This is a genomic window from Fluviicoccus keumensis, assembly GCF_004217445.1.
Classification (GTDB): Bacteria; Pseudomonadota; Gammaproteobacteria; order Pseudomonadales; family Moraxellaceae; genus Fluviicoccus; species Fluviicoccus keumensis.
On the sequence record NZ_SHKX01000010.1, the window covers coordinates 672,610 to 696,157 of the forward strand.

General features: G+C 65.8%; 25 protein-coding genes. 15 read left to right on the top strand and 10 right to left on the bottom strand.

The genetic code is table 11. From position 1 onward, the window contains the following. Positions 1-20: 20 nt before the first annotated feature. Both EV700_RS16765 and EV700_RS04110 read left to right on the top strand, forming a co-directional pair. Positions 21-194, top strand: coding sequence for a hypothetical protein (locus tag EV700_RS16765; protein WP_165391326.1), 174 nt, complete (start codon positions 21-23; stop codon positions 192-194). A 23-nt stretch (positions 195-217) separates the two neighbouring features. Beyond that, positions 218-1,111 (top strand): alpha/beta fold hydrolase, encoded by an 894-nt coding sequence (locus EV700_RS04110; protein WP_130411069.1) that lies wholly within the window; start codon positions 218-220, stop codon positions 1,109-1,111. On the opposite strand, the gene EV700_RS04115 is transcribed toward EV700_RS04110, so the two are convergent. Then, positions 1,089-1,328, bottom strand: coding sequence for a hypothetical protein (locus EV700_RS04115; protein ID WP_130411070.1), 240 nt, complete (start codon positions 1,326-1,328; stop codon positions 1,089-1,091). The genes EV700_RS04110 and EV700_RS04115 overlap by 23 nt on opposite strands. Positions 1,329-1,369: 41 nt before the next feature. Next, positions 1,370-2,284, bottom strand: coding sequence for a crotonase/enoyl-CoA hydratase family protein (locus EV700_RS04120; protein ID WP_207224568.1), 915 nt, complete (start codon positions 2,282-2,284; stop codon positions 1,370-1,372). A 91-nt stretch (positions 2,285-2,375) separates the two neighbouring features. Here EV700_RS04120 and EV700_RS04125 point away from each other — a divergent pair, with 91 nt between their 5' ends. Together EV700_RS04125 and EV700_RS04130 are read left to right on the top strand one after the other, a co-directional pair. Continuing rightward, the gene (locus tag EV700_RS04125) at positions 2,376-3,416 is read left to right on the top strand and encodes a fatty acid desaturase family protein (protein WP_130411072.1); all 1,041 of its coding nucleotides are present in this window, start codon (positions 2,376-2,378) and stop codon (positions 3,414-3,416) included. A gap of 34 nt (positions 3,417-3,450) precedes the next feature. Further along, entirely contained in the window at positions 3,451-3,861 is a 411-nt protein-coding gene (locus EV700_RS04130) for a PaaI family thioesterase (protein ID WP_130411073.1), read from the top strand. A gap of 6 nt (positions 3,862-3,867) precedes the next feature. On the opposite strand, the gene EV700_RS04135 is transcribed toward EV700_RS04130, so the two are convergent. Further along, the gene (locus EV700_RS04135; protein ID WP_165391327.1) at positions 3,868-5,082 is read right to left on the bottom strand and encodes an alpha/beta hydrolase family protein; all 1,215 of its coding nucleotides are present in this window, start codon (positions 5,080-5,082) and stop codon (positions 3,868-3,870) included. Positions 5,083-5,249: 167 nt separating this feature from the next. Between EV700_RS04135 and EV700_RS04140 the strand changes: the two genes are divergently transcribed. The 4 genes from EV700_RS04140 to EV700_RS04155 all read left to right on the top strand — a co-directional run bounded on the left by EV700_RS04140 (position 5,250) and on the right by EV700_RS04155 (position 9,264). Beyond that, positions 5,250-5,855: a hypothetical protein gene (locus EV700_RS04140; RefSeq protein ID WP_130411075.1), complete on the top strand. Its 606-nt coding sequence runs from the start codon at positions 5,250-5,252 to the stop codon at positions 5,853-5,855. 74 nt (positions 5,856-5,929) lie between these two features. Then, positions 5,930-6,721, top strand: coding sequence for a class I SAM-dependent DNA methyltransferase (locus EV700_RS04145; protein ID WP_130411076.1), 792 nt, complete (start codon positions 5,930-5,932; stop codon positions 6,719-6,721). Between the two features lie 26 nt (positions 6,722-6,747). After that, complete coding sequence (locus EV700_RS04150; protein ID WP_130411077.1) at positions 6,748-7,398, top strand: hypothetical protein; 651 nt, start codon at positions 6,748-6,750, stop codon at positions 7,396-7,398. Positions 7,399-7,515: 117 nt separating this feature from the next. After that, positions 7,516-9,264, top strand: a complete 1,749-nt coding sequence (locus tag EV700_RS04155; protein WP_130411078.1) for a sulfatase family protein — start codon at positions 7,516-7,518, stop codon at positions 9,262-9,264. Positions 9,265-9,300: 36 nt separating this feature from the next. Here EV700_RS04155 and EV700_RS04160 read toward each other — a convergent pair whose 3' ends face one another. Further along, on the bottom strand, positions 9,301-10,260 hold the full coding sequence (locus EV700_RS04160) for a metal-dependent hydrolase (protein ID WP_207224569.1): 960 nt from the start codon (positions 10,258-10,260) through the stop codon (positions 9,301-9,303). Between the two features lie 4 nt (positions 10,261-10,264). Continuing rightward, the gene (locus EV700_RS04165; protein ID WP_130411079.1) at positions 10,265-11,035 is read right to left on the bottom strand and encodes a crotonase/enoyl-CoA hydratase family protein; all 771 of its coding nucleotides are present in this window, start codon (positions 11,033-11,035) and stop codon (positions 10,265-10,267) included. 151 nt (positions 11,036-11,186) lie between these two features. Between EV700_RS04165 and EV700_RS04170 the strand changes: the two genes are divergently transcribed. The 5 genes from EV700_RS04170 to EV700_RS04190 all read left to right on the top strand — a co-directional run bounded on the left by EV700_RS04170 (position 11,187) and on the right by EV700_RS04190 (position 18,043). Continuing rightward, a complete protein-coding gene (locus tag EV700_RS04170) occupies positions 11,187-13,451 on the top strand; it encodes a molybdopterin-dependent oxidoreductase (RefSeq protein WP_130411080.1) in 2,265 nt (754 codons plus the stop codon). A gap of 81 nt (positions 13,452-13,532) precedes the next feature. After that, positions 13,533-14,357 (top strand): PaaX family transcriptional regulator C-terminal domain-containing protein, encoded by an 825-nt coding sequence (locus tag EV700_RS04175; protein ID WP_130411081.1) that lies wholly within the window; start codon positions 13,533-13,535, stop codon positions 14,355-14,357. 9 nt (positions 14,358-14,366) lie between these two features. Next, positions 14,367-15,125, top strand: a complete 759-nt coding sequence (locus tag EV700_RS04180) for a carbon-nitrogen hydrolase family protein (protein ID WP_130411082.1) — start codon at positions 14,367-14,369, stop codon at positions 15,123-15,125. Then, positions 15,122-16,798, top strand: a complete 1,677-nt coding sequence (locus tag EV700_RS04185; protein WP_130411083.1) for an isovaleryl-CoA dehydrogenase — start codon at positions 15,122-15,124, stop codon at positions 16,796-16,798. The genes EV700_RS04180 and EV700_RS04185 overlap by 4 nt, the downstream gene beginning before the upstream one ends. 270 nt (positions 16,799-17,068) lie before the next feature. Next, complete coding sequence (locus tag EV700_RS04190) at positions 17,069-18,043, top strand: alpha/beta fold hydrolase (RefSeq protein ID WP_130411084.1); 975 nt, start codon at positions 17,069-17,071, stop codon at positions 18,041-18,043. A 153-nt stretch (positions 18,044-18,196) separates the two neighbouring features. Here the strand turns inward: EV700_RS04190 and EV700_RS04195 are convergent, their stop codons facing one another. The 3 genes from EV700_RS04195 to EV700_RS04205 form a co-directional block, all read right to left on the bottom strand. Then, positions 18,197-18,718, bottom strand: a complete 522-nt coding sequence (locus tag EV700_RS04195; RefSeq protein ID WP_130411085.1) for a M48 family metallopeptidase — start codon at positions 18,716-18,718, stop codon at positions 18,197-18,199. Positions 18,719-18,721: 3 nt separating this feature from the next. Further along, on the bottom strand, positions 18,722-19,201 hold the full coding sequence (locus EV700_RS04200) for a CAP domain-containing protein (RefSeq protein ID WP_130411086.1): 480 nt from the start codon (positions 19,199-19,201) through the stop codon (positions 18,722-18,724). Positions 19,202-19,281: 80 nt separating this feature from the next. Continuing rightward, entirely contained in the window at positions 19,282-19,923 is a 642-nt protein-coding gene (locus EV700_RS04205) for a TetR/AcrR family transcriptional regulator (RefSeq protein WP_165391328.1), read from the bottom strand. Positions 19,924-20,047: 124 nt separating this feature from the next. Between EV700_RS04205 and EV700_RS04210 the strand changes: the two genes are divergently transcribed. Continuing rightward, entirely contained in the window at positions 20,048-20,827 is a 780-nt protein-coding gene (locus EV700_RS04210; protein WP_130411088.1) for an SDR family oxidoreductase, read from the top strand. 15 nt (positions 20,828-20,842) lie between these two features. After that, positions 20,843-21,916, top strand: coding sequence for an MBL fold metallo-hydrolase (locus EV700_RS04215; RefSeq protein WP_130411089.1), 1,074 nt, complete (start codon positions 20,843-20,845; stop codon positions 21,914-21,916). A gap of 42 nt (positions 21,917-21,958) precedes the next feature. Here the strand turns inward: EV700_RS04215 and EV700_RS04220 are convergent, their stop codons facing one another. Both EV700_RS04220 and EV700_RS04225 read right to left on the bottom strand, forming a co-directional pair. Next, a complete protein-coding gene (locus EV700_RS04220; RefSeq protein ID WP_130411090.1) occupies positions 21,959-22,330 on the bottom strand; it encodes a SpoIIAA family protein in 372 nt (123 codons plus the stop codon). Positions 22,331-22,470: 140 nt separating this feature from the next. Beyond that, positions 22,471-23,496, bottom strand: a complete 1,026-nt coding sequence (locus EV700_RS04225) for an META domain-containing protein (RefSeq protein ID WP_130411091.1) — start codon at positions 23,494-23,496, stop codon at positions 22,471-22,473. Positions 23,497-23,548: the final 52 nt, after the last annotated feature.

The window sequence follows — 23,548 nt, forward strand, 5'->3', positions numbered from 1 at the left end:
CCGCCGCGAGGCTTGCCGCCATGTCGAACGTGCTGCCCTTCCGCAAACCCGCCGCCCCGGCCAAGGGCATGTGCCAGCACGGTTTCCACCGCTGGCGGATCCTCCAGGAAAAGCAGTTTGACGTGCAGCAGGGGAAGCTGGTTACCGTCTGGCGCTGCGAGCGCTGCGGTGAACGCAAGGTCAAGGCGACCTGATCCTCTTCTCCCCCGATTCCGACTTGAGCCTGCCGATGAGCGAACGCACGCCCCCCACCCATCTCTACCTGAACATTCGCGGCCTGCACCTGCACGTCGCCTTCTGGCCCGGCGACGGCGATCCGTTGCTGCTGCTGCACGCCACCGGCTTCCACGCCCGCTGCTGGGATGAAATCGTGCGCCGCCTGCCCGGACGGCCGGTGTTCGCGGTCGACCTGCCCTGCCACGGCGGCAGTGACGCCGTACGGCCGCCGCCCGGCTGGGACGAGACCAGCGAGATGATCACCGAGGTGGTGCGGCAGCTGGATTTGCGGAACATCACGGCGGCAGGGCATTCCTTTGGCGGTCATATCCTGGTGCAGACGGCGGCGCGCGAAACCGCCCGCTTCCGCAGCCTGCTGCTGCTGGACCCGGTGATCCCGCCGCCCGAATTCCTGCCGTTGTGGCAGGCCGCCGGTTCCTTCGAGCCGGTGTCGCGCCGCCGCAATGCCTGGGCCTCGCCGGAAGAGATGGCCGAGGCGTTCCGTACGCGCATCCCCTACGACACCTGGGACGCGGCGGTGCTGCGCGACTATTGCCAATATGGCTTGGTGAAAGAGGAAGGCGCAGAACATTACCGGCTGGCCTGCCCGCCGGATTGCGAGGCGGCGGTCTATGGCAACATCGGCGCGCAGACGGTATATGAACTGCTGCCGCGCGTGACCGTGCCGGTGCGCATCATCCGCGCGCGCGGTCGGCGGCCGGATGACCGGCTGCATGACTTCCGGCCGTCGCCGACCTGGGCGGAACTGGCGTCAAAGCTGCCGCAGGCGACGGACCGGCAGCTGCCGGAGCAGGATCACTTCTTCCCGATGTCGGATCCGGGGCTGGTGGCGCGGGAGTTGGGGGAGCTGCTCAGTCTTCCTCTCGCGCCGTAAACGCCGCGTACAGCAGATACAATCCCAGGCTGAGCGGGACCAGCGCGGCCACCCCCTTCCCCACTCTACCGCAGATGCCACTCATCAAGTGCGATACCAACCGGCGCCCGTCATGACAGTCGTGCATAACGCCGGTCTGGTAGGCCCACCAGAAACAGAACAGGCTGAGCAGGAACAGGTAGAGGGCGGAGTCCTTGAAGCGGGAACCCTGGCTCATGGCATTCATCCTTGGGTGGCGGTAGGCACCAGCTTAGCGCCTCACCCCTTGAACGTCGACAACCCCGCATCGCCGAACGGCTCATCCCGCTCGCGCACCGCCTGCCGGAACCCCGCCGCCATCGCCCGCTGCTGGAATTCATAACCCTCCTTGGTATGCCGCGTCATCCCGTCCAGCATCGTCCCGATCACCTGCGTCGAGTGCAGTCCCTGCGCCATCACCGACTGGTTCAGCAACAGTTTCATCATCACCAGCTGGTTGACCGGCATGCGCGCGATGCGCTCCAGCAGGACCTCGAAACGTTCGTCCAACTGCTCCGGCGGCGCGGATTCGATCGCCAGCCCCCACTCTTTGGCCTCCTTCCCCGACAGGCAGTCGCCGGTAAACAGCAGCCGCTTCGCCTTCTCCAGCCCGATACGGTAAAACCACAACGAGGTGGTGGGCGAGCCCCACAACCGCGCCGGCGGATAGCCGATCTTGGCGTTGTCGGCGATCACCAGCAGGTCGGAACAGAGCGCCATGTCGGTGCCGCCCGCGACGCAGAAACCGTGCACCTTGCACACCACCGGCTTGTCGCTGTGGAACAGGCTCATGAAGCCCTTCACGTTGCGGCTCATCATTGCGTAGTCAACCATCGGGTCCCAGGCCGTATTCGGAATATGGTTCTGCATCTGCACCAGCGGATCGAGCGGCGATCCCTTCGGGCGATCGGGGTTTTCCTGCCCGGTCAGCAGCCCTTCGGCGTTTTCCACCAGGTCATAGCCGCCGCAAAAGCCGCTGCCGTTGCCGGACAGGGCGATGACGTGGATGGCCGGATCGAGGTTGGCGCGCTCGACGCAGGCGGCCAGCTCGCGCGGCAGGTCGAGGGTGATGCCGTTGCCGCGCTCGGGCCGGTTCAGCGTGATGCGGGCGATACGGCCGGTGATGTGGTAGGTGAGGGTCTTGAAGGTTTCCATGCTCGCTCCATTCAATACAGAAATTTGCATTGATCGAAATCATGTGTAACATTACCGTTATCGCCAATCAATATCATTTCGGGTAATCCTGATGAACACCACCGCCCCGCTCACCGACGGCATTTCCAGCGACGCCGTCTACGAACACAGCCCGGTCACCCGCCGCAAGGTCACCGACCTGTTCAGCCGCGAGGAAATCCAGCGCCTCACCGCCCGCTCCGATGCGTGGGGCGCGTGGGGCATCGCCTCCACCTGGGCACTGGTCGGCGCGGGCTTCGCGCTGTGCGGCTGGGCGCTGACGCTGCCGGTGGCGGCGATGATTCCGGTGGGGATGCTGGGTCTGGCGCTGCTGGGCGGACGGCAGCTGGCGCTGGCCATCCTGACGCACGAGGCCTCGCACAAGACGCTGTTCGCCTCCGGCTGGGCCAACGACGTGCTGGCCGACTGGCTGTGCGCGCGGCCGCTGGGGCTGGACCTGGCCAAGTACCGGGTGCACCACCTCATCCACCACACCAAGACCGGTACGCCGGAAGATACCGACATCTCGCTGGTGGCGGGCCTGCCCTGCTCGCGCGTCTCGCTGCTGCGCAAATTCGCCCGCGACCTGAGCGGCCTCACCGGGCTGAAATTCCTGCTGGGACGGGTGCTGATGGACGCGGGTTACCTGAAGTGGACGGTGGCCTCGCAGGTGGAAAAGCTGCCGCAGGACGGCCGCACGGCGTGGGATGTGGTGAAGACCTTTGCAGGCAACACCTGGAAGGCGGTGGTGATGAACGCGCTGCTCTTCGGGGCGCTGGCGGCGGCCGGGCATGGCGAACTGTATCTGGCCTGGGTGCTGGCCTACCTGATTCCCTACCCGCTGTTCATCCGCATCCGCGCCATGGCCGAGCACGCGGGCACCGAGAAATCCGCCGACATGTTCCGCAACACCCGCACCACCCGCGCCGGGCTGATCGCCCGGACTTTCGTCGCGCCCTGCCATGTCAATTTCCACATCGAGCACCACGCCATGGCGTCGGTGCCCTATTACCGCCTGCCGGAGGCGCATGCGCTGCTGCGGGCGCGCGGGATGGTGGATGAACCGCCGGGATATTTGGCGGTGCTGGACCGGCTGTCGTCGGTGCAGGCATGATGCGGGTCTTTTTGAACATGGCGGGAGCAACCGCATGGTAACGGCAGAAGCCCTGATGACCTTCCTGGCCGGGGAATTCCCGCAGAACAAGTGCGTGGTGGAGGCGGTGGGCAACCGCGCGGCGACGGTGCGGCATCCGGTGGGACACGCCGAGTTGCGGCCGGGCGGCACGGTGTCGGGGCCGGTGCTGATGACCACGGCCGATCTGGCGCTCTATGCCGCCATCCTCGGTGAAATCGGCATGGTGCCGCTGGCGGTGACCACCAGCCTGAACATCAACTTCATGCGCAAGCCGGCGGCCGACCGCGACATCATTGGCGAGTGCCGGTTGATGAAGCTGGGCAAGCTGCTGGCGGTGGGGGAAGTCTGGCTGTATTCGGAGGGTCAGGACGAGCCGGTGGCGCACGCGACGGGCACTTACGCCATTCCGCCCGCGCGCGCCTGAGTCCGCTCAGGGCTTGAAGCCGATGCCGTCCAGAAAGCGGCGCATCGCCTTCAGGTAATCGCCCTGCCCCCAGTGCAGCACATGGCCGCCGGGGAACCAGTGCACGGCGGGCCGGTCCCAGTGTTCCCACAACAGCATCGTGTGCTTGGTGAAGGTGATGCGGTCGTCCATGCCGCCGATCAGCAGCACCCGCTCCTTGGGAATGGCCAGCTGCCAGGTCAGCGGCGAGTTCACCGCCAGCGTGTGCCGCGCCTCCTGGATGCTGATGCCCGCCGTGGCCAGCGCCGAGCGGATCAGGTGCCCCAGCACCGGCCATTCGAAGACCATGTCCACCAGGCTGGCGGGCGGCACCACCGGAATGGCGAAGGCCAGCCGCTCCTCGACACTGGCCAGCAGCGCCGTGGCGTAGCCGCCCATCGAAATGCCGGTCACCCCCACCGACGGCACCCCGTGCGACAGCAGCCAGTCGAGGAACACCCGGAAATCGTGGATGGCGTGGGCGTGCACCTCGTTCATGTGCAGCGGCCCGTGCGAGAAATAGCCGTGCCCCGAAAACGGCGACAGCAGCCCCTGCCGGTAACCGTGGAACGGCAGGGTGTAGAGCAGCACGTCATAGCCCTGTTCGTAGAACCATTCCAGCGCGAAGAATTTGCTGTTGACCCAGTAGCTGTCCATGATGAAGCCGTGGATGACGGCGATGGTGGGGCGCGGCTTGTCGCCGTGCTTCCAGTACTGCGCCCAGGCGATTTCGTTGTTGTCGTGGCGGTGGTAGTCCTCGCGCACCCGCGGGTTCACCGCCTCGAACGGGCTCCTGAAGCTGAGCAGGTAGGACTGGCCGTCCTTGGGCTGATGCGCCAGCGGCCCGGAATGACGCACGCGCACGCGGATGCCCGGCTTCGGTTTCTGGAAGAAGGCGTGGGCATCGCCGGCGGTGGCGAGGTCGTGGTAGAAGCCGCGTTCCTTGCGGTCGCGCAGCAGCGTGTCCGGCCGCAGGCTCCACGGCAGCGACAGGGCGGTGGTGGCGGCGATGATGCCCGCGCGCAGGCCCAGATCGGTCAGCGACGAGGTCTGCAGGCGCAGCCGCGTGAAGCGGTCCATATGGTTCACCACCTTCCAGGCGGGAAATTCCGGATCGAGGTTGCGCCACCACGGCGCGGCGGGACGCAGTTGCGCCGGACGACGGCGGGGCGTGACGATTTCAGGGGGCAAAACAGGGGACATGGGCCTCGCCAGGACGTGATTGCAGGGGAGGCTGACTAAAGCAAGCGCTTGGCGGGATGTCAATGGCGGCCGCGACGGCGTCTTTGTCATCCCCATTCAGGATCGTGCCGGAAGCACGCCTCCCGGGCGTATGATAGAAAGATACCCCCATCCCAAGAGCCGCCGTCATGCGCCTCAGCCGCCTTGTCTTGACCGGAATACCGATTGCCCTCCTCACGGGCTGCTCCACCTTTCAGGCCTATGACGGCCAAGCACGCCCGGAACGCGAGATCGCCGTCGCCAAGACGTCCTTACGGGTCATTCCGTTGCTGTTGGTCAACTTTATTAGCGGCTACGGCCTGAAGCAACTGGACGACAAGCCGCTGAAAGGGACCACGATCCTGTTTGAACCCGGACGGCACCGCCTGACGTTTACTCCCGGCACCGCCGTCATCCTGGCCGGGTATGGCGGCGGCGGCGTGATCGCCCCCAAGGGCAATCTGTCCTGCGCGTTCACGGCCGATTTTCAGGCCGGCCATACGTACCGGCTGGGCGTCGGGTCGGTGAAAACCCTTCCGCTGACCGACGGCTCCACCACGTCCACCGGTACCGTTCGCCTGAAAGATTCCGCCAAGGGCCAGCGCACGCGCAAGACCGACATTCCGGTCATCTGCCATACCGGACCGGTGGATTACTGTCAGCAGGACTCGGAGTGTCCCGGCGAGAGTACAGCCAAGCATTGCGACCTGCCCGCCGGGCAACCGGTCGGAACCTGCGGCCCGGCCGCGCCCTGAGTCCGGGCAGGAAATCCTTTCCTTCCCGGCCATTTTGCGGGAGGCTTGCGCTACATCACCACCGGACCGTCCCCATGCCCGCACCCACCCCCGGCAACCTGTACACCGACCTGTCCGCCTACTACGACGGTTTCTGCCATGAGGTGGACTACGCCGGACAGGCGGATTTCCTGCAACGCGCCTTTGACTGTCTGGGCGCATCGGGCGGGCGGGATTACCTGGATCTGGCCTGCGGCACCGGACAGTTACTGGAAGTCATGCAGCGCAAAGGCTTTAGCGTAGCCGGACTGGACAACAGCCCGCAGATGCTGGCCGCCACGGCGCAACGCTGCCCGCAAGCCGCGCTGATCCTGAGCGATCTGGCCGCCTTCGAGATCGACAGCCGCCTCGACCTGATCAGCTGCCTGCTCTATTCCGTGCACTACAGCCACCCGGTCGCGGCGCTGGCCGAAACCCTGCGCCGCGCCTATCGCGCCCTGAAACCGGGCGGCCTCTTCATTTTTGACATGGTCGATAAAGACGGTATCCAGAACCGCGATGCGGTGACGCGGCTGACCCGCGACGGCGCGGATTTCACCTTCCGCTCGGGCTGGCGCCATGACGGCGACAGCGAGACCCTGGAATTGCAGGTAGCGATCCGCCGTGAGGATGCCGACGGCGTGCGCAACTGGGAGGACCGCCACCGCATGACCGCCATCTCGCGGAGCGGGCTGGACACGCTGATGCGTGAATCCGGCTTCACGACAACCTTGCTGGAACGGGACTTCACCCGCCTGCGGGAATGGGACGGCCGCAGTTTTAATGTGCTGGTGGTCGGTCAAAAACCGTGGGATGACCACGCGGCGACGCCGGATAGCGTACGATAGCCCCCTTCCTGACGCGAGCCTTCCTCATGCAATCCGGCAAAGCCTCCCCGTTGTTCCTGTTCCTCAGCGTTTGCACGGCCTGGGCGGTGCTGTCGGTGCTGCCCGACCTGCTGGCCCCGTCGGGAGAACCCCTGTCCGGCCCGGTGCTGGTCGCCTTGCTGGCCGTCTTCGCGCTACTGCTGGGCATCACCCTCTACGGGCTCTATGTGCTGCTGGCGCGCCCTGCCCCGGTGGCCGACGCCGCCGTAACGGAACCGGCCGTCATTCATCATCCGGCGCTGGGAGCGTTGAGCGTTCATGATTCCTTGCCGGATATGCTGGTGACCGGGATCGACTACGAAAAACAGCGGGTGGAACTGACGGTCCATCGCGGCGAGGGGTCGATGGACGAAGCGCTGGCCTTCGCCGCCGGCCTGGTCGCGCAGCTGCCGGTGCTGGACGCCGCCGCCAAGGGCGTGATCACGCAGGATCTGCTGGCGGGGCTGCAACGCGATTTTCCGGGGCTGACGGCGCAGAATTGCGCGGCCAGCTTCAACCTGACCGGGCTGGCGGTGACCGGCAGCGCGCGGGTGGAATTCGGCTACGGCGCGGTGGGCATCGCCCTGAAACAAGGGGTGGCGGTCGTATGGGATTGCAACGTCGATTTCACCGAGGCCCGGGCGCGTCTGCACGATTGAGCGCCGCCGTTACGCCGGTTCCCGATCGCCGGGCTCCCGGCGGGCATGAATTCATGCTATCCCTGAACGGATATCCTGACCGGTAAAAACCGGTCATTCCTGAACGGACACGGCGTCATGACCCTGAATCGCAGAGCCCTGCTGGCTGCCGGACTGACCGGCGCCATCGGCGGCGCAACCCTGACCGCCCGGCTGATGCGCACCCGCGTACCCGAGCCCCGGAACGTTTCTCCATTGCCTGCGGGCATCAAACCCGGCGCGCGACCGCTGAACATCCTGCTGGTGGTCACCGACCAGGAACATGCCGACCTGCCGCCGGGCCTGCCGCTACCCGGCCATGAACGGCTGCGGGAACGCGGCATCGCCTTCACCCGCTTCCACGTCAACACCACGCCCTGCTCGCCCTCGCGCTCCAACCTCTACTTCGGCCAGCACACGCAGAAAACGCGGATGGTGGTGAACTACGGCGTCTTCCCCGAACCCTCCATCCCCGATGACATGCCCAGCCTGGGCGACTACCTGCGCGCCAACGGCTACGACACCGCCTACAAGGGCAAGTGGCATCTGGGCGGCGTGCCGGAGGGACACCAGCTGACCTACGGCCGTTACCCCAGCACCCGCGATGCGCTGGAACCCTTCGGCTTCTCGGACTTCAATGCCGACGGCGACCCGCACGGCTCCACCTGGACCGGCTTCAAATACGACGGCCCGATTGCCGCCGAGGCCTCGCAATGGCTGCGCGACCGGGCGGCGTCCGGCAACGGCAAGCCGTGGCTGCTGGCGGTGAATTTCGTCAATCCGCACGACATCATGTATTTCACCACCGGCGAGCGCCAGACCGCCTCGCGGCGCATGCGCGACTATCTGGCTCCGCTGGCGCAAGCCCCGGATGACCCGCTCTATCGTGCCCTGTGGGAGCTGCCGCTGCCCGCCAATCGCGTGGACGACCTGCGCGGCAAGCCGGAAGCCCACGCCAGCTACGTGAAATTCTGCGACATGGCTTACGGCCGCCTGCCCGACGGCGACGACAGCTGGCGCGCCTACCGCAATTACTATTTCAATTGCATCCGCGATGCTGACCGCCACCTGCTGACGGTGCTGGACGCGCTGGAAGCCAGCGGACAGGCCGACCGGACCATCGTGGTTTTCACCGCCGACCACGGCGAGATGGCGGGCGCGCACGGCCTGCGCCAGAAGGGACCGTTCATGTATCAGGAGAATGTGCGCGTGCCGCTGATCGTCGTCCACCCGGACGGCCCGAAAGGCGTGACGAGCACCGCGCTGGGAAGCGCCATCGACCTGACGCCGACGCTGCTGGAGCTGGCCGGTGTGGAGGGCAAACGGCTGCCGGAGCTGTATCCGCAACTGGCCGGGGTGAGCCTGGCGTCGTCGATCGGCCGGGCGGAAGGACGTTCGGAGCGCGACCGGCGCGGCCACCTGTTCAACTACAACACCACCCACCACATCGACAACGACTTCATCGGCGCGCTGATTGACCATGAAGTGCTGGCTGACCGTTTCCTGCCGGTCCGGGCGCTGCTGAAGGGCATGTGGCCGATGCCGCGCACCGACCATCCGGCGCTGTTTCGCGGCCTCCATGACGGCCGCTACAAGTTCGCGCGCTATTTCAAGCCGTCGGAACACCATGTCCCGACCGACTGGGAAACGCTGACCCGCCACAACCAGCTGGAGTTGTACGACACGCACGCCGATCCGGGAGAACTGAACAATCTGGCGCATCAACCGGAAGCCGTGAAGCCGCTGCTGCTGGACCTGAACGCACGGCTGAATGCGCTGGTGGCGACCGAGGTGGGGCGTGATCTGGGGGATGAACTGGTGGGGCCGGGGTTCATGAAGCGGTTGTAGGCGGGGACGCCTGATGCTCCCCGCCTTCTTCGGCCCTTACAGCGGCAAACGGCTCAGCCACTTCGCCTTGGCCTTGGCCAGCAGCCCGCGTGAATCGGTGTGCCACGGGTGGAAGTTCGGGCTGTAGAACTTGAAGTAGGCAGGCAGCAGCTTGCGGAACACGCCGGGTGTGCCGTAGAAATAATTCAGGCCCTGCGCCCACGCCTTCAGGTTGCCCAGCTCCCCGGCTTCCTTCATCAGCTGCACCAGATGGATGGTGGAGAACAGCGGGAACAGCACGCTCACCGCCATCATCTCGGTGACACGCACGAATTCGCTGCCGCCGATGGCCTTGTAGACATCGAAGGCCACCGCCTTGTGCTCGGCTTCCTCGATGGCGTGCCAGGCCCAGATCGGGGCCATGCGCGGGTCCATTTCCTCCAGCGCATTGAACTTCAAGAGGAACTCCTCGGCCATCATCGCGGTGAAGTGTTCCACGGCGACGGTATGCGCCAGCTGGCGTTCCGGGCTGAGCTTGCGCAGGCGGTCCATGAACATCGCGATTTCATGCTCCAGACGACCCAGGCCGATGCCGCGGTCTTCGAGGAAGCCATTCAGCGCCTTGTGCTCCTTGCTGTGGTGCGCCTCCTGGCCGATGAAGCCGCGAATGGCCTTCTGCAGTTCCGGGTCGGTGATGCGGTCCTGGTAGTAGCGCACCGAGTCAATGAAGAAACGCTCGCCGGGCGGGAAGCCGGAGGACAGCGCGGCCAGCAGCAGCGTCTTCATCGGATTGTTGTCCCACCACCATTTCGGCAGGTCGGCGGGAAAATCGAAATCGGGACGACGGACTTCCGGGATCATCCCGGCGGGGGTGGCGGTCTGGCGGATCGCGGAGGTGGCGGCGGCGGTCATGGCGTTACCCTGTTCGTTGCTTCGTGGTGATGGCCACAGGTTACGATTCGTCCAGTTCGGGGCGTGAGGGCCGTCGGGGACAATCGGCTTGTCATCGGAGGCCAAGACCTCAGAATTTCCCGCCCTTCCCCTCGCCTCCCGAAAACCGTCCCGCCCCCGCCACCGACTCCCCGCTGGCCAGCGTCTTCAGACCGTAACCGAATTCATGCCGCAAGGCCTCGTCCACGTCCTTGTCCCATTGTTCATAGGCGCTCAGCCGGTCGCCGCGCAGACAGGTCTGCGGAAAACCCGCTATCTGCAAGGCCAGTTCCTCGGCGGCGCGCAAGGCCTCGCCGGGCGGCACCACGCGGTTCGCCAGCCCGATCGCCAGCGCCTCCCGCGCGTCCACCGGCCGTCCGGTCAGGATCAGGTCCAGCGCCCGGCTCTGGCCGATCAGGCGCGGCAGGCGCACGGTGCCGCCGTCAATCAGCGGCACGCCGAAGCGGCGGCAGAACACGCCGAACACCGCCGTTTCGTCCGCCACGCGCAGGTCGCACCACAGCGCCAGTTCCAGCCCGCCCGCCACGCAATAGCCGCTCACCGCCGCGATCACCGGTTTGCCCAGCCGCATCCGTGTCGGCCCCATCGGCCCGTCGCCGTCGGTATCCAGCCGGTTGCGGCGCTCGGGGTCGGCAAACACCGCCTTCAGGTCCGCTCCGGCGCAAAAGTTGCCGCCCTCGCCGCTCATGATCGCCACCGCCAGCTCGGCATCCGCGTCGAAATCACGGAAAGCCTGCGCCAGCGCCTCGGCGGTGGGCCGGTCGACGGCATTGCGGGCTTCGGAACGAGTGATGAAGACTGTCAGCAGCGGCGGCCGACGTTCAACACGGACAAGGGACATGGCTGGCTCCGGAACCAGAGGGGTTGCCGGAGTATAGCCCCCGGAACGGAAACCGGGCGGTCACGATACAGGGTCACACGGCGGTTGCCTTATTGAATAACGATCGTTACGATCAGTCGCATCCCAGCCGCCTTCCGGACCGGAGTCCGCCATGACCACGCAAACCACCGCCTGCATCCTCTGCTCCCGCAACTGCGGGCTGACCGTGGAGATCGAGAACGGCAAATTCACCAAAATCCGGGGCGATGACAACCATCCCGTCAGCAAGGGCTACATCTGCCAGAAGGCGGCGCGGCTGGAACACTACCAGAACCACGACGACCGCCTGCGCCAGCCGCTGCGCCGCAAAGCTGACGGCAGCTTCGAGCCGGCCAGCTGGGACGAAGCGCTGGACGATATCGCGCAACGGCTGCTGGCCATCCGCGCCAAGCACGGCGGCAAGGCCTTCGCCACGGCGGGCGGCGGCGGCCAGGGCAACCATCTGGGCGGCGCCTACCTTGGCCAGCTGCGCGCGGCGATGAAGAGCCGCTTCAACTACAACTCGCTGGGCCAGGAAAAAACCGGCGACTTCTGGGTCAACGGCCGCCTGTTCGGCCGACAGACCTGCCACACCACCGAGGATGTGGAACACGCCGACTACGTGCTGTTCATCGGCACCAATCCCTTCCAGGCGCACGGCATTCCCAACGCCCGCGATACCTTGAAAGAGATCCGGAAAGACCCGAACCGGACGATGGTGGTGATCGACCCGCGCCGCACCGAAACCGCGAAGTACGCCGACCTCCACCTGCAGGTAAAACCCGGCATGGACGCCTTCCTGCTCAGCGCCATTCTCGCCATCATTGTCCGCGACGGCCTGCACGACCGCGAATTCCTCGCCGCGCATTGCACCGACTTCGACCAGGTGGAAGCGCTGCTGAAAACCGTGCCGATTGCCGACTACGCCGCCCGCGCCGATGTGCCGCTGGCCAACGTGGAAACCGTGGCGCGCGGCTTCGCCACCGCCCGGACCGCCTGCGTACGCATCGACCTGGGCATCCAGCACACGCTGCACACGACGCTGAACGGCTATCTGGAAAAACTGCTGTACCTGATCACCGGAAACTTCGGCATCCAGGGCGGCAACAACCTGCACAGCACGCTGATCCCGGTGTTCAGCCACACCGACGAACGCAAGCCGCACATCACCCGCAGCGCGCACCACCGGATGTTCCCGATCGCGGGCATCATGCCGCCGAACATTTTGCCCGACGAGATCCTGCTGGCCGGGGAAGACCGCATCCGCGCCGTGTTCGTCGACAGCTGCAACCCGCTGCTGACCTGGCCGGACACCGCCGCCTTCGAAAAAGCCTTTGCCTCGCTGGAACTGCTGGTGGTGGTGGACGTGGCGCTGACCGAAACCGCGCGGCTGGCGCACTATGTGCTGCCCGCCGCCTCGCAGTTCGAGAAGTGGGAATTCACCGGCTTCAACCTGGAATTCCCCGACAACGGCTTCCACCTGCGCCATCCGCTGTTCCCGACTTTTGCCGACACCTTGCCGGAACCGGAAATCTACACCCGGCTGCTGGAGAAGATGGGCGTCATCCCCAAGGCCTTCCCGCTGCTGTCGCGCATCGCCCGGCTGGAACCGAAGGCGGGCAAGCATCTGGGCTATGTCGCGGCGCTGTTCGCCACTTTCGCCCGCAACCAGAAGCTGGTGCCCTACGCCGCCTCGGTGCTGTACCGCACGCTGGGGCCGGTGCTGCCGGACGGCGCCGCCGCCGTCGCGCCGCTGCTGCCGCTGGCCATCCAGTTCGCCGAAGCCGAGCCGGAGGCGGTGCGCCGCGCCGGTCATGCCGGCAACCGCCTGACGCTGGGCGCGAACCTGTTCCAGGCCATCCTGGAGGCCCGTTCCGGGCTGATCTTCAGCCGCCACCGTTTCGAGGATGTCTGGCGTTTCGTCAAGCACAAGGACCGGCGCATCCACCTCGCCATTCCCGAGATGCTGAAAGAATGGCGGGCGCTGGAAGGTGAAGAAGCGCCCGGCGCGGATTATCCCTTCATCCTGATGGCGGGCGAACGCCGCAGCTACAACGCCAACCAGATCTACCGCAATCCGGCCTGGCGCAAGGTCGATCCGCACGGCGCGATGCGCATGCATCCGGAAGACGCCGCCGCGCTGGGCGTGACCGAGGGCGGCAAGGTAGCCTGCGAATCGGCGCTGGACACGCTGGAAGCGGTGGTGGAACTGGACGACGGCATGCGCCGCGGCACCGTCAGCCTGCCGCACGGCTACGGCGTGCGCTACCGGGACAGCGCCCCGGTCGGCCCGGAGCTGAACCGCCTCACCGCCGCCACGCATTGTGATCCCTTCTCGCGCACGCCCTACCACAAGTACGTGCCGGTGAAGCTGCGCAAGCTGGAAACGGCGGCCTGACCAACGGTCGCCGCTTCCCCTAGCAACATTAACATCAATGGAATAAACTGGCAGCAATTGTAATATATTGACTACCAGACCATGACCCGCCCCAACCCCCGCCACCTGCTGCTCAACCTGATGACCGCCGCCGACGACCAGACCCTGTCGGCGCGCGACGCCGTGGCCGGTTGCGCGCTGTTCGGCATTACCGAAAACAGCGTGCGCGTGACGCTGGTGCGGCTGGCGGCGGGCGGACTGATCGAAGCGGCGGGACGCGGCGCATACCGCCTTGGCCCCAACGCCACCGGCCTGGCCAGCGACGTGGCGGGCTGGCGGCAGGCCGAACAGCGGCTGCGCGACTGGAACGGCGACTGGGTGGCGGTGCATGTCGGCAACCTCGGCCGCAGCGACCGCACCGCCCTGCGCATCCGCGACCGGGCGCTGGCGCTGCTGGGCCTGTGCGAGCTGGAACGCGGCCTGTACCTGCGCCCGGACAACCTGCTCGGCGGCGTCAGCGCCGTGCGCGAGCGCCTTTACAAACTGGGGCTGGACGGCGACGCCGCTGTCTTCCGCCTGGCCGATCTCGACCCCGCCCGCGACGCACGCGCCCGCACGCTGTGGGACGGTGACGCCCTCAACCGCCGCTACCGCGACATCCGCCAGCGGCTGGACGCCTGGCTGGCCAAGGCCGATGCACTGGAACCGGAAGCCGCCGCCCGCGAGTCCTACCTGCTGGGCAATGAGGCCATCCGCCACATGGTCTTCGACCCGCTGCTGCCGGAACCGCTGGTCGACACCGCCGCCCGCCGCGCCTGCGCCGACCTCGTACAGCACTTCGACCGCGCCGGCCACGCCATCTGGCGGCAACTGTACGACAGCTTCCGCCACACCGCCGCCGCGCCCGGCGACAGCGCCGTACACTAGGCCGCCGCCATGACCGCCGCCTGTTCGCTCACCGTCGCCCTCGCCCAGTATCCGGCGCGCTACAACGACGTGCCGGGCGCGCTGGGCTGGCTGGAAGGCCTGCTGGAACAGCACCGGGACGAAGCCGACCTGGTGTTGCTGCCGGAAGCCGCCTTCACCGGCTACGTCTCGCCGCAAGGCGATTTCGACCTCAGCCCCTTCGCCGAGCCGCTGGACGGCTTTACCGCCCGCGCCTGCGCCAATATCGCCCGCCGCTACCAGGTCGCGCTGGGGGTACCGCTGATCGAACGCGACGGCCACCGCTGCTACAACAGCCTGCTGCTGTTCAACCGCGACGGCGAACGCCTTGGCCACTGGCGCAAGCGCCATCCGTGGATGCCCGAGACCTGGGCCACGCCCGGCAACCTCGGCACCCCCATGGTTGAACTCGACGGCATCCGCATCACCGCCGCGCTCTGCTTCGACCTGCACTTCATCGCCGACGAGGCCGCCGACGTACTGAGCGCCGCCGACCTGCTGCTGTTCCCCTCGGCCTGGGTGGAGGAAGAAGATTCACGCCCCGTCCGGCTGAGAGATCTGGCCGAACAGTTCCAACTGGCGATCGCCAACGCCAACTGGGGCGCGGGCCGCCCGCGCGTGCCCGGCCAGGGCCATTCGATGATTCTGGGAAGCGACGGCGACGAGCTGGCCGCCACCCCGCCGCACAGCGCCGCCGCCTGGTGCCAGGCGACCCTCACCTTTCCTCCCCGTTCCGGAGACACGCCATGACCGTGCAACAAGACCGCGCCGCCCTCTTCCTCGCCCAGACCCATGAGGTGGAAAACGTCGGCAGCGAATTCCAGGATGTGAACCTGTTCAGCACCGACCTTGCCTTGCAGGAAGCCGTGGCGCGCGAAGGCGCGGGCTGGGCGACGCAATCCCTGACCGCCTTCGGCGCGCTGACCGGCTCGGTGGAGTATCTGGAGCTGGGCCACCTCGCCAACAAGTTCGGCCCGGAATTCGACCCGCAGGACCGCTTCGGCAACCGCGTCGACCTCGCCAAGTACCATCCCAGCTATCACCAACTGATGAAGTCCGCGATCGAACACGGCATCCACGCCGCGCCGTGGAGCGACCCGAAACCCGGCGCGCATGTCGCCCGCGCCGCCCATTTCTACCTGCAATCGCAGGTCGAAGCCGGTCACGGCTGCCCGATCACCATGACCTTCGCCGCCATCCCGGCCTTGCGCCTGCAACCGGACCTCGCCGCCGTCTGGGAACCGAAGATCACCAGCCGCATCTACGACCCGCGCAACGTGCCGATCGAGCAGAAACAGGGCGTCACCATCGGCATGGGCATGACCGAGAAACAGGGCGGCTCCGATGTTCGCAGCAACACCACCCGCGCCTACCCGGTGGGGCAAGGCGGCCCCGGTCAGGCCTATGAGCTGGTCGGCCACAAGTTCTTCCTTTCCGCGCCGATGTGCGACGCCTTCCTGGTGCTGGCGCAGGCGCCGGGCGGCCTCAGTTGCTTCCTGGTGCCGCGCTGGCGGCCGGACGGCAGCAAGAACCCGCTACAGGTGCTGCGCCTGAAGCGCAAGATGGGCAATGTCTCCAACGCCTCCAGCGAAGTGGAATTCCGCGGCGCGCTGGGCTGGCTGATCGGGCAGGAAGGGCGCGGCGTGCGCAACATCATCGAGATGGTGGCGATGACCCGCTTCGACTGCATGATCGGCTCCAGCGCCGGCATGCGCATGGCGACGACGCTGGCGCTGCACCACTGCAGCCAGCGCGCCGCCTTCGGCAAGATGCTGGACCAGCAGCCGCTGATGCAAAACGTGCTGGCCGACCTGGCGCTGGAAAGCGAAGCCGCCGTGACGTTGACGATGCGCATGGCGCACGCCATGGACCACCGCGCCACCGACGAACATGAAGAACTGATGGTGCGCATCGCCACCGCCGTCGGCAAATACTGGATCTGCAAGCGCACGCCCAACCATGCCTACGAGGCCATGGAATGCATCGGCGGCAGCGGCGTGATGGAAGACAGTCCCTACCCGCGCCTGTACCGCGAAGCCCCGATCAACGCCATCTGGGAAGGCAGCGGCAACGTGCAGTGCCTGGACGTGCTGCGCGCCATGCAGAAGACGCCGGAAGTGGTGACGGCCTTCTTCACCGAGCTGAAGAAGGCGAAAGGCGGTAATGCCGTGCTGGACGGGTATGTGAAAGCGCTGCAGCAGGAATTTTCAGACATGAGCGATATGGAGTTCCGGGCGCGCTCGGTGGTCGACCGCATGGCGCTGGCCTTGCAGGCCTCGCTGCTGGTGCGTCATGCCCCGGCCATGGTCAGCGACGCCTTCTGTGCCGGGAGGTTGACGGATGTGGGGCAGCACAATTACGGGACGCTGCCGAAGGGGGTGGATGCGGCGGGGATTATTCGCAGGGCGCGGGGCGGGTGCTGATGCATCCTTCCCCCCTGTGGAACAGGGGGGATGTCACGGAGTGACAGGGGGGTTGCGGAAAGCGGCCCGGACACTTCCTCCATCATGAGCACCATGTTCAGCGTCCCGTTGTTACCCCCCAGCCCTGCGGGCAGCCCCCCTACTCCGCAGGAGGGCGTAAAAGCGCTGATCTGACCCGAATTCACCAATTCTTGTCCTGAATTCACCTGTTACCGGACGCTCATCACGTTTATGTTCGGTCTTGCCATTGATAAATGACAAGGTTGAAACATGACGCATGCCCTGAGACACCTTGAGAAAGCGCTGGTCCACGACGTGGCCCCCGCCTACACCGCCAAAGCCAGGAAGGCCCATCCGGAAGCCGTCCGCAGCTGGCGGCCGAAGGGTCAGGTCTGGCCGCTGCTACGCGAGCTGCAGGGCCGCGTCATCGGCCTGCGCAAGTGCCGTATGGACGTCGACGGCGCCAGCATGGTCTGGCTGGAAGGCGGCAACCCGCACGGCCAGCCGGTGGTGCTGCTGCACGGTTTCGCCTCCAGCAAGGAAAACTGGCTGCTGCTGCTGCCCTTCCTCTCCAAGCGCTATCACCTGCTGGTGCCCGACCTGCCGGGCTGGGGCGAAAGCCATTTCCGCCACGAGAAATTCTATGGCCTCGACCATCAGGCCGACCGCATCGCCGACTGGGCGAAGCAGATCCTGCCGGGCAAGGCGCACTTTGTGGGCAGCTCCATGGGCGGCGGCATCGCCGGTCTGGTCGCAGCCCGTCATCCCGAGGTCGTCGCCAGCCTGACGCTGATGAACGCCGCCGGCGTTCGTGGTCAGGGCAGCACGCCCTTCGAGCGCGGCCTGCTGATGGGTGAGAACGCGCTGGCCCCCAGCACCTACCCGGAAGTCGTGAAGCTGTTCACCACGGTGCTGGAACGCAACAAGACGGCGCTGTCGCTGGTGCTGGCCTCGACCATGGGCCAGGAGATGGTGTCGCGCCGCCATGTCAACCGCCACCTGTTCCACCACATGATCGCGCATTCGCTGCAATGCGAGCGCCCGGGCGTTTCGGCCGTGACCGTGCCGACGCTGATTATGTGGGGGGAAGAAGACCAGGTGCTGCACCACAGCTGCGTGGAAAGCTTCAAGCAGCTGATCCCGCATGCGCAGGTGCGCAAGCTGAAGGGCGTAGGGCATCTGCCGATGGTGGATGTACCGGGAGTGACGGCGAAGACGTTGAACAGGTTCTGGCATGGGGTTTGATGCGTGAGTCCCCTCTCCCCTTGTGGGAGAGGGTTAGGGAGAGGGGTGCGGAAAGCCGCCTGAACATCCGTCAACTCAAGACCCGCCGCCGTACCCCTCCCGGCCCTTCGGGCGTTCAGGCGGCAAGCAGCCATGCTGCTTGAAATCCCGCCTTCACCCCCGGCCCTCTCCCACAAGGGGAGAGGGAGAATTGTCCCGCCACGTCAACCACAACCGTAAATCCAGCTCCAGCTGTCCGTAGCCCGGTTGCATGTGCTCGCACAGCTGGTAGAAGGCCTTGTTGTGGTCCTTCTCCTTCAGGTGCGCCAGTTCGTGCACCACGATCATCCGCAGGAATTCCGGCGCGGCGTCGCGGAACAGCCCGGCAATGCGGATTTCCTTGCTCGCCTTCAGCTTGCCGCCATGCGGCCGCGACAGCGCCGTGTGCAGGCCCAGCGCATTCCTGATCACATCCAGCTTGCTGTCGTACAGCACCCGGTCGATGCGCGGCGCATTGCGCAGGTGCTGCTGCCGCAGTTCATCGACATACCCGTACAAGGCCTTGTCGGTCTGCACGTCATGCCGGGCGGGGTACTTGCGCGCCAGGTAGTCGCCCAGTTGCGCCGTCTCGATCAGGCCGCGCACCTGCGCCAGCAGGGGTTCGGGATAGCCGCGCAGGTATTTCAGGTCGGTCATGGTTCAGTAGGGCTGCTGGCCGATGTAATTGCCCGGCGGGTTGTACTGGCAGACGAAATAATCGGTGCCGCCGCCGCTGGCCAAGCCGCAACCAACCTGGGTGCTGTTGCGCCAGATGATCTGGGTGTAATGCCCCACCACGCCGCCGTTGCGGGAATTGGTGCGGGTGCCGTATTCGAAGTCGGCCTTCTCGTCACCCCAGGATTTCACCATGTCGTTGAGGCTGTAGGCATTGGCGGTGCCCGCCCAGATGTTTTCGCCATAGCGCGAGCCGGAATGGCGGAATTTGCCGCTGGACGCCATGTCCTCGGCCCAGGCCTGGGCGCTGGCGGCGACTTCGGGCGACCAGCTCAGCGGCGGCACCGAGACTTCGGCACGATATTGGTTATGGGCGGCGACAATGGTATCAGGGTCTAAGGTGGCGGCGAAGGCCGGGGCGGCCAGCAGCAGCACGGCTGCCAGCGCCGGAAGACGGCAGGACATGGGGAAAACTCCGTTTCGGGAAAAAGCAGGCCTTACGTTAGCATCGCCGCCGGGCAACGTCACCCCGAACGACGTCGGGTTCAGGCGGAAGCCCCCTTCACCATCGCCGCCACCAGAAAGCCCAGCTCGTCCACCAGCTCCCGCCGCGACACCCCCAGCGACCCGTCCAGCCAGGCGATCTGCAATTCGTGCATGGCCCCGACAATGCCCACCGCCAGCACCCGGTAATTGCGCACCGGTAGCTTCCCGGCGGTCGCCAGCGAGCCCAGATAAGCCTCGATCAGCGCGGCGAAGCCGCTGATCACCTGATTGCGCGCCGCCTCGGCGCGCGCGCTGACGCCCAGGATTTCCTGGGTGGTAATGCGCGCCCGGCGCGGGTCATCCAGATGCGCGGCCAGGAACACGTCCAGCGCCGCCTCGAAACGTCGTTCGGCGGGAATCTCCGGATCCAGCATCACCGCCACCACCCGGTTGCGCGTGTCGGCCAGGATGTCCTCAAACAGGGCGATCAGCAGCGCCTCGCGGTCGCGGAAATGCTCGTAGAAGTGCCGCGTTGTCACCTTGGCGTGGCTGCACAGCTTTTCCACCGTCGTCGGCAGGTAGCCGTCGGTGCCGAACAGTTCCAGCCCGGTGTCCATCAGCCGCTGCCGCCGCTCCGCGGACAATTCCTCCGCCGAGCGGCCGCCATAGCCGCGCCGCGCGGTCTTCTTGACCCCGGTCATGGACGATTCCGCCGAATTTCCCATTTTGCCCCCTTGAATCAGGAAAGGATTCTTGTCTAAAATGATTGTCGCCGAAATCCTGACCAAAATAAAGCGGCAAATTCACTCAGCACGAGGGTTCCCCATGTCACGCCAAAGCATCTTCATCACCGGCGCCGCCGCCGGTATCGGCCAAGCCGCCGCCCGGCTGTTCGCCGCCAAGGGCTGGTTTGTCGGCCTGTACGACGTGGACGAGGCCGGGGTGCAGACGCTGTCCCGCGAGCTGGGTGAAGACTTCACCTGCGCCGGCAAACTGGACGTGACCGATCCCGACGCCTGGGAACACGCGCTGGCCGAATTCGCCGCCCGCGCCGGTCGGCTGGACGTGCTGCTGAATAACGCCGGGATCCTGGCCTCCGGGCCGCTGGAAAGCATTCCGCTGGCGCGGCAGCACCTGCTGATCGACGTCAACATCAAGGGCGTACTGAACGGCTGCTACCTGGCGCTGCCCTACCTGCAACGCACGCCGCGTTCGCGGGTGATCAACCTGTGCTCGGCCTCGGCGCTGTACGGCCAGCCGTCGCTGGCGGTCTATTCCGCCACCAAGTTCGCGGTGCGCGGCCTGACCGAGGCACTGGACCTGGAATGGTCGGAATACGGCATCCGCGTCATGGACGTGCTGCCGCTGTTCGTCGCCACCGACATGGTCACCAACATGAACGCCAATAGCTTCCGCAAGATGGGCGCGAAGCTGACCGCACAGGACGTGGCCGACACCATCTTCAAGGCTGCCCGCTATGACAGCAAGATTCCCAAGGTGCACTGGACCGTCGGGTTCCAGACCCGCGCCTTCTACAGCCTCTCCGGCGCCGCGCCGGACCTCATCACCCGTTTCATCAACAGCCGCATTACCGGCTCGCACTAATTTCCGGAGAAAGCCATGATCGCCACCCTGCCCGCCGGCATGCAGTACATTGACGACTTCACCCACGCCCGCCACCACGCCCGCCCGCAAGACCGGCTGGCGGCGGTGCGCAAGGCCGCCGAAGGTTTCCGCGAACGCTTCATGGACGAGCCGGAAGTGCTGTTCTACAAGAGCATCAACCTGATCCGCGTGCCCTACCCCACCTGGTACGGCTTCAGCGGCGTCTACGCGCAAAGCGCCTACCGCTTCCCGTTCATCCACATTCTCAACCGCCTGTTCGTGGTGCAGTACCGCGACCTGGCCGGTGACGTGAAGACGCTGCTTTTCTCGCCGTCCGACATCGAGGGCAACCGCGAGACGCCGTTCTTCAAGCGCCTGACTTCCACCATCAAGCTGCCGCGCAAGGCGCAGGACGTGATGGCCCCGACCTTCAACAATGTCGAAAGCGCGCTGGCCTCGGCGGGCATCCGTCCGGAACAGGTGGACTACATCAGCTACGACCACCTGCACACCCAGGACATCCGCCGCTGGCTGGGCACGGCGTTCCAGCCGGGCTTCTTCCCCAACGCCAAGCTGCTGGTGCACCGCCAGGAATGGATTTCCACCGGCGCGCTGCTGCCCTGCCAGGCGGACTGGTATTGCCCGAACGGCATCCACGGCGTCAGCGAGGACCGGGTGGTGACCTTTGACGGCAGCGTGCAACTGGGTCAGGGCGTGGCGCTGCTGCACACGCCGGGGCACACCGAGGGCAACCATTCGCTGGCGGCGCGGGTGCGCGACGGCATCCGCGTCACTTCGGAAAACGGCATCGGCGCCGACGCCTACGAGCCGAAGAACTCGCGGATCAACGCGGTGCGCCGCTATGCGCAGGCGACGGGTGTGGAAGTGATCCTGAACGGCAACACGCTGGAAGGCAGCAACGACCAGTACATCTCGATGGTGCTGGAAAAGACCGTTGCCGGGCCGTCGGCGAATCCGGAGTTTCCGAACTGCGCCTCGTCCAGCGAGTCGACGCCCTACTGGCTGATGCCGGGGCAGGAAAGCAGCCACCTGATCGGGGAAGCCGAATTCGGGCAGGTGGTGCGCTAAGGAAAGACGGTCGCCCGGACGGAAGCGCCCGGACGAACGTGATCAGAGCTGACCCAGCCAGGCGCGGGCCAACGGCTCGTGCTCGGGCGGGAAATACTTGACGGGAAACGGCAGTAGCCCGCCCAGGAAGAACATGTAGGCGTCACCCCCCCATTTTTCCTCACCGACGATGGCCAGCTGGCCGACCCGCTGCTGCAGGAATTCGTCGTGATGGTCATCCTCGTGCCAGGCGGCCATCGCTTCCAGATTGGAAAAATCTTCTTCGATGCGAACCAGGATCATCAGGGGCCGACTATCCTGCCGGGCCCATTCAATGACCCGGAACCGGGCATGGTCAAACTCCTGCCGGGCGACTTCGCCGCTGGCCCGGGCCACAATCAGGCCGTCGGGATCCCGTTCAATCTGCAAAGCCATGGCATTTTCACTCCTGTCGGCATCGATGGGCGCGCCCCGCCCGCAGACCTTGTGCGGGAAGAAAACGCCCGCCAATGATAACAATCCTCATTCCGCATGCCAGTGAATTTTACGGGTGTCCGGCGGATGACGAAGGAGACTCAGCGGTGGGCGACGATCTGGCGATCCTCACCATCCGTCAGCACCAGCTCACCGGTTTCGTCAATTTCAAAGGTCTGCACGCCCTGCAGGATTTCCAGGAAACGTTGTTCCTGCTCCATCAGTTCCGGGGAACAGGCCATCATCGTGGCGGCGCCCTTGGCGATGGTCAGCGCGCCGGCGGACGGCTGCGTGTAGGTCGTGTTGAACACATTGCAGGAGGCGTGCCCGTTCAAACGGCCATCTTCCTGGAATGTCAGCGTGGCGCGGGAACTGTCAATCATCTCGCCGTCAATGTCATCCACCACCCACATATCACCCATCAAGGGGGATTTCGGCGCGGCAGCATTGTCATTGACCACGTCGCAATCGGGCCAGATCTGGTTGCGCACCGTAACCAGGGCCTTGTCGCCCTTGAGCCAGACTTCCGTTGCCGGCAATCCCAGCGCCACATAGCGCGAACCCGAGGCGCTGACCGAGGGACGCAGGTCAAACTGGCGGTCATCCAGCGTCAGGCGCATCAGATCCTGATCTTCGTTCTGAACCAGACCGACCAAGGCGCTGTGATCACCACAGACCAGCTTGGCATTGAACTCCGATTGCCGGAACGGATGCAGCATCACCTGACCGACTTCCTGGACCGTGTGGTCCGCCCGGACATCCATGGGTTCGCTGACCCAGAGCGTGCGGCCCTTTTGCAGAACCGACGCGCGCAGCACGTAATCAACGCCGCGCACATAATTGGCAGCCGGCAATTTCAGGCTGAACGATACCGGCAGTTGCCGCTCATCCAGATTCAGGCGCTGTTCGGCCAGCACCCGGCTGTCGCCGCCCGAGGTCAGGTCCACCATTGCCACGCTGTCCGGCGGCAGGGTGACACGCTCCTGGAAGGTAAGATCGCCGGTCACAACGGCCGTCGGGGTCTGCGGACCGTAAGAGCCGCCCTCAAAAACAGCGCACCCGCTCAGGGTGGCGGCGGTCATCGCCAGCAGGGCCATCAGTCGGCAAACGGGCTGAGATCCGGTCATGGTGAAACTCCTAAAACAATATCGGCGGAAGCGTATTCCAAAAACAGAAGGT

Bases quoted from the DNA above. Each gene is read 5' to 3' on its own strand.
- EV700_RS16765 (WP_165391326.1), top strand. From the start codon at position 21: ATGTCGAACGTGCTGCCCTTCCGCAAACCCGCCGCCCCGGCCAAGGGC.
- EV700_RS04115 (WP_130411070.1), bottom strand. From the start codon at position 1,328: ATGAGCCAGGGTTCCCGCTTCAAGGACTCCGCCCTCTACCTGTTCCTG.
- EV700_RS04120 (WP_207224568.1), bottom strand. From the start codon at position 2,284: ATGGAAACCTTCAAGACCCTCACCTACCACATCACCGGCCGTATCGCC.
- EV700_RS04125 (WP_130411072.1), top strand. From the start codon at position 2,376: ATGAACACCACCGCCCCGCTCACCGACGGCATTTCCAGCGACGCCGTC.
- EV700_RS04130 (WP_130411073.1), top strand. From the start codon at position 3,451: ATGGTAACGGCAGAAGCCCTGATGACCTTCCTGGCCGGGGAATTCCCG.
- EV700_RS04135 (WP_165391327.1), bottom strand. From the start codon at position 5,082: ATGTCCCCTGTTTTGCCCCCTGAAATCGTCACGCCCCGCCGTCGTCCG.
- EV700_RS04140 (WP_130411075.1), top strand. From the start codon at position 5,250: ATGCGCCTCAGCCGCCTTGTCTTGACCGGAATACCGATTGCCCTCCTC.
- EV700_RS04145 (WP_130411076.1), top strand. From the start codon at position 5,930: ATGCCCGCACCCACCCCCGGCAACCTGTACACCGACCTGTCCGCCTAC.
- EV700_RS04150 (WP_130411077.1), top strand. From the start codon at position 6,748: ATGCAATCCGGCAAAGCCTCCCCGTTGTTCCTGTTCCTCAGCGTTTGC.
- EV700_RS04155 (WP_130411078.1), top strand. From the start codon at position 7,516: ATGACCCTGAATCGCAGAGCCCTGCTGGCTGCCGGACTGACCGGCGCC.
- EV700_RS04165 (WP_130411079.1), bottom strand. From the start codon at position 11,035: ATGTCCCTTGTCCGTGTTGAACGTCGGCCGCCGCTGCTGACAGTCTTC.
- EV700_RS04170 (WP_130411080.1), top strand. From the start codon at position 11,187: ATGACCACGCAAACCACCGCCTGCATCCTCTGCTCCCGCAACTGCGGG.
- EV700_RS04175 (WP_130411081.1), top strand. From the start codon at position 13,533: ATGACCCGCCCCAACCCCCGCCACCTGCTGCTCAACCTGATGACCGCC.
- EV700_RS04180 (WP_130411082.1), top strand. From the start codon at position 14,367: ATGACCGCCGCCTGTTCGCTCACCGTCGCCCTCGCCCAGTATCCGGCG.
- EV700_RS04185 (WP_130411083.1), top strand. From the start codon at position 15,122: ATGACCGTGCAACAAGACCGCGCCGCCCTCTTCCTCGCCCAGACCCAT.
- EV700_RS04190 (WP_130411084.1), top strand. From the start codon at position 17,069: ATGACGCATGCCCTGAGACACCTTGAGAAAGCGCTGGTCCACGACGTG.
- EV700_RS04195 (WP_130411085.1), bottom strand. From the start codon at position 18,718: ATGACCGACCTGAAATACCTGCGCGGCTATCCCGAACCCCTGCTGGCG.
- EV700_RS04200 (WP_130411086.1), bottom strand. From the start codon at position 19,201: ATGTCCTGCCGTCTTCCGGCGCTGGCAGCCGTGCTGCTGCTGGCCGCC.
- EV700_RS04205 (WP_165391328.1), bottom strand. From the start codon at position 19,923: ATGACCGGGGTCAAGAAGACCGCGCGGCGCGGCTATGGCGGCCGCTCG.
- EV700_RS04210 (WP_130411088.1), top strand. From the start codon at position 20,048: ATGTCACGCCAAAGCATCTTCATCACCGGCGCCGCCGCCGGTATCGGC.
- EV700_RS04215 (WP_130411089.1), top strand. From the start codon at position 20,843: ATGATCGCCACCCTGCCCGCCGGCATGCAGTACATTGACGACTTCACC.
- EV700_RS04220 (WP_130411090.1), bottom strand. From the start codon at position 22,330: ATGGCTTTGCAGATTGAACGGGATCCCGACGGCCTGATTGTGGCCCGG.
- EV700_RS04225 (WP_130411091.1), bottom strand. From the start codon at position 23,496: ATGACCGGATCTCAGCCCGTTTGCCGACTGATGGCCCTGCTGGCGATG.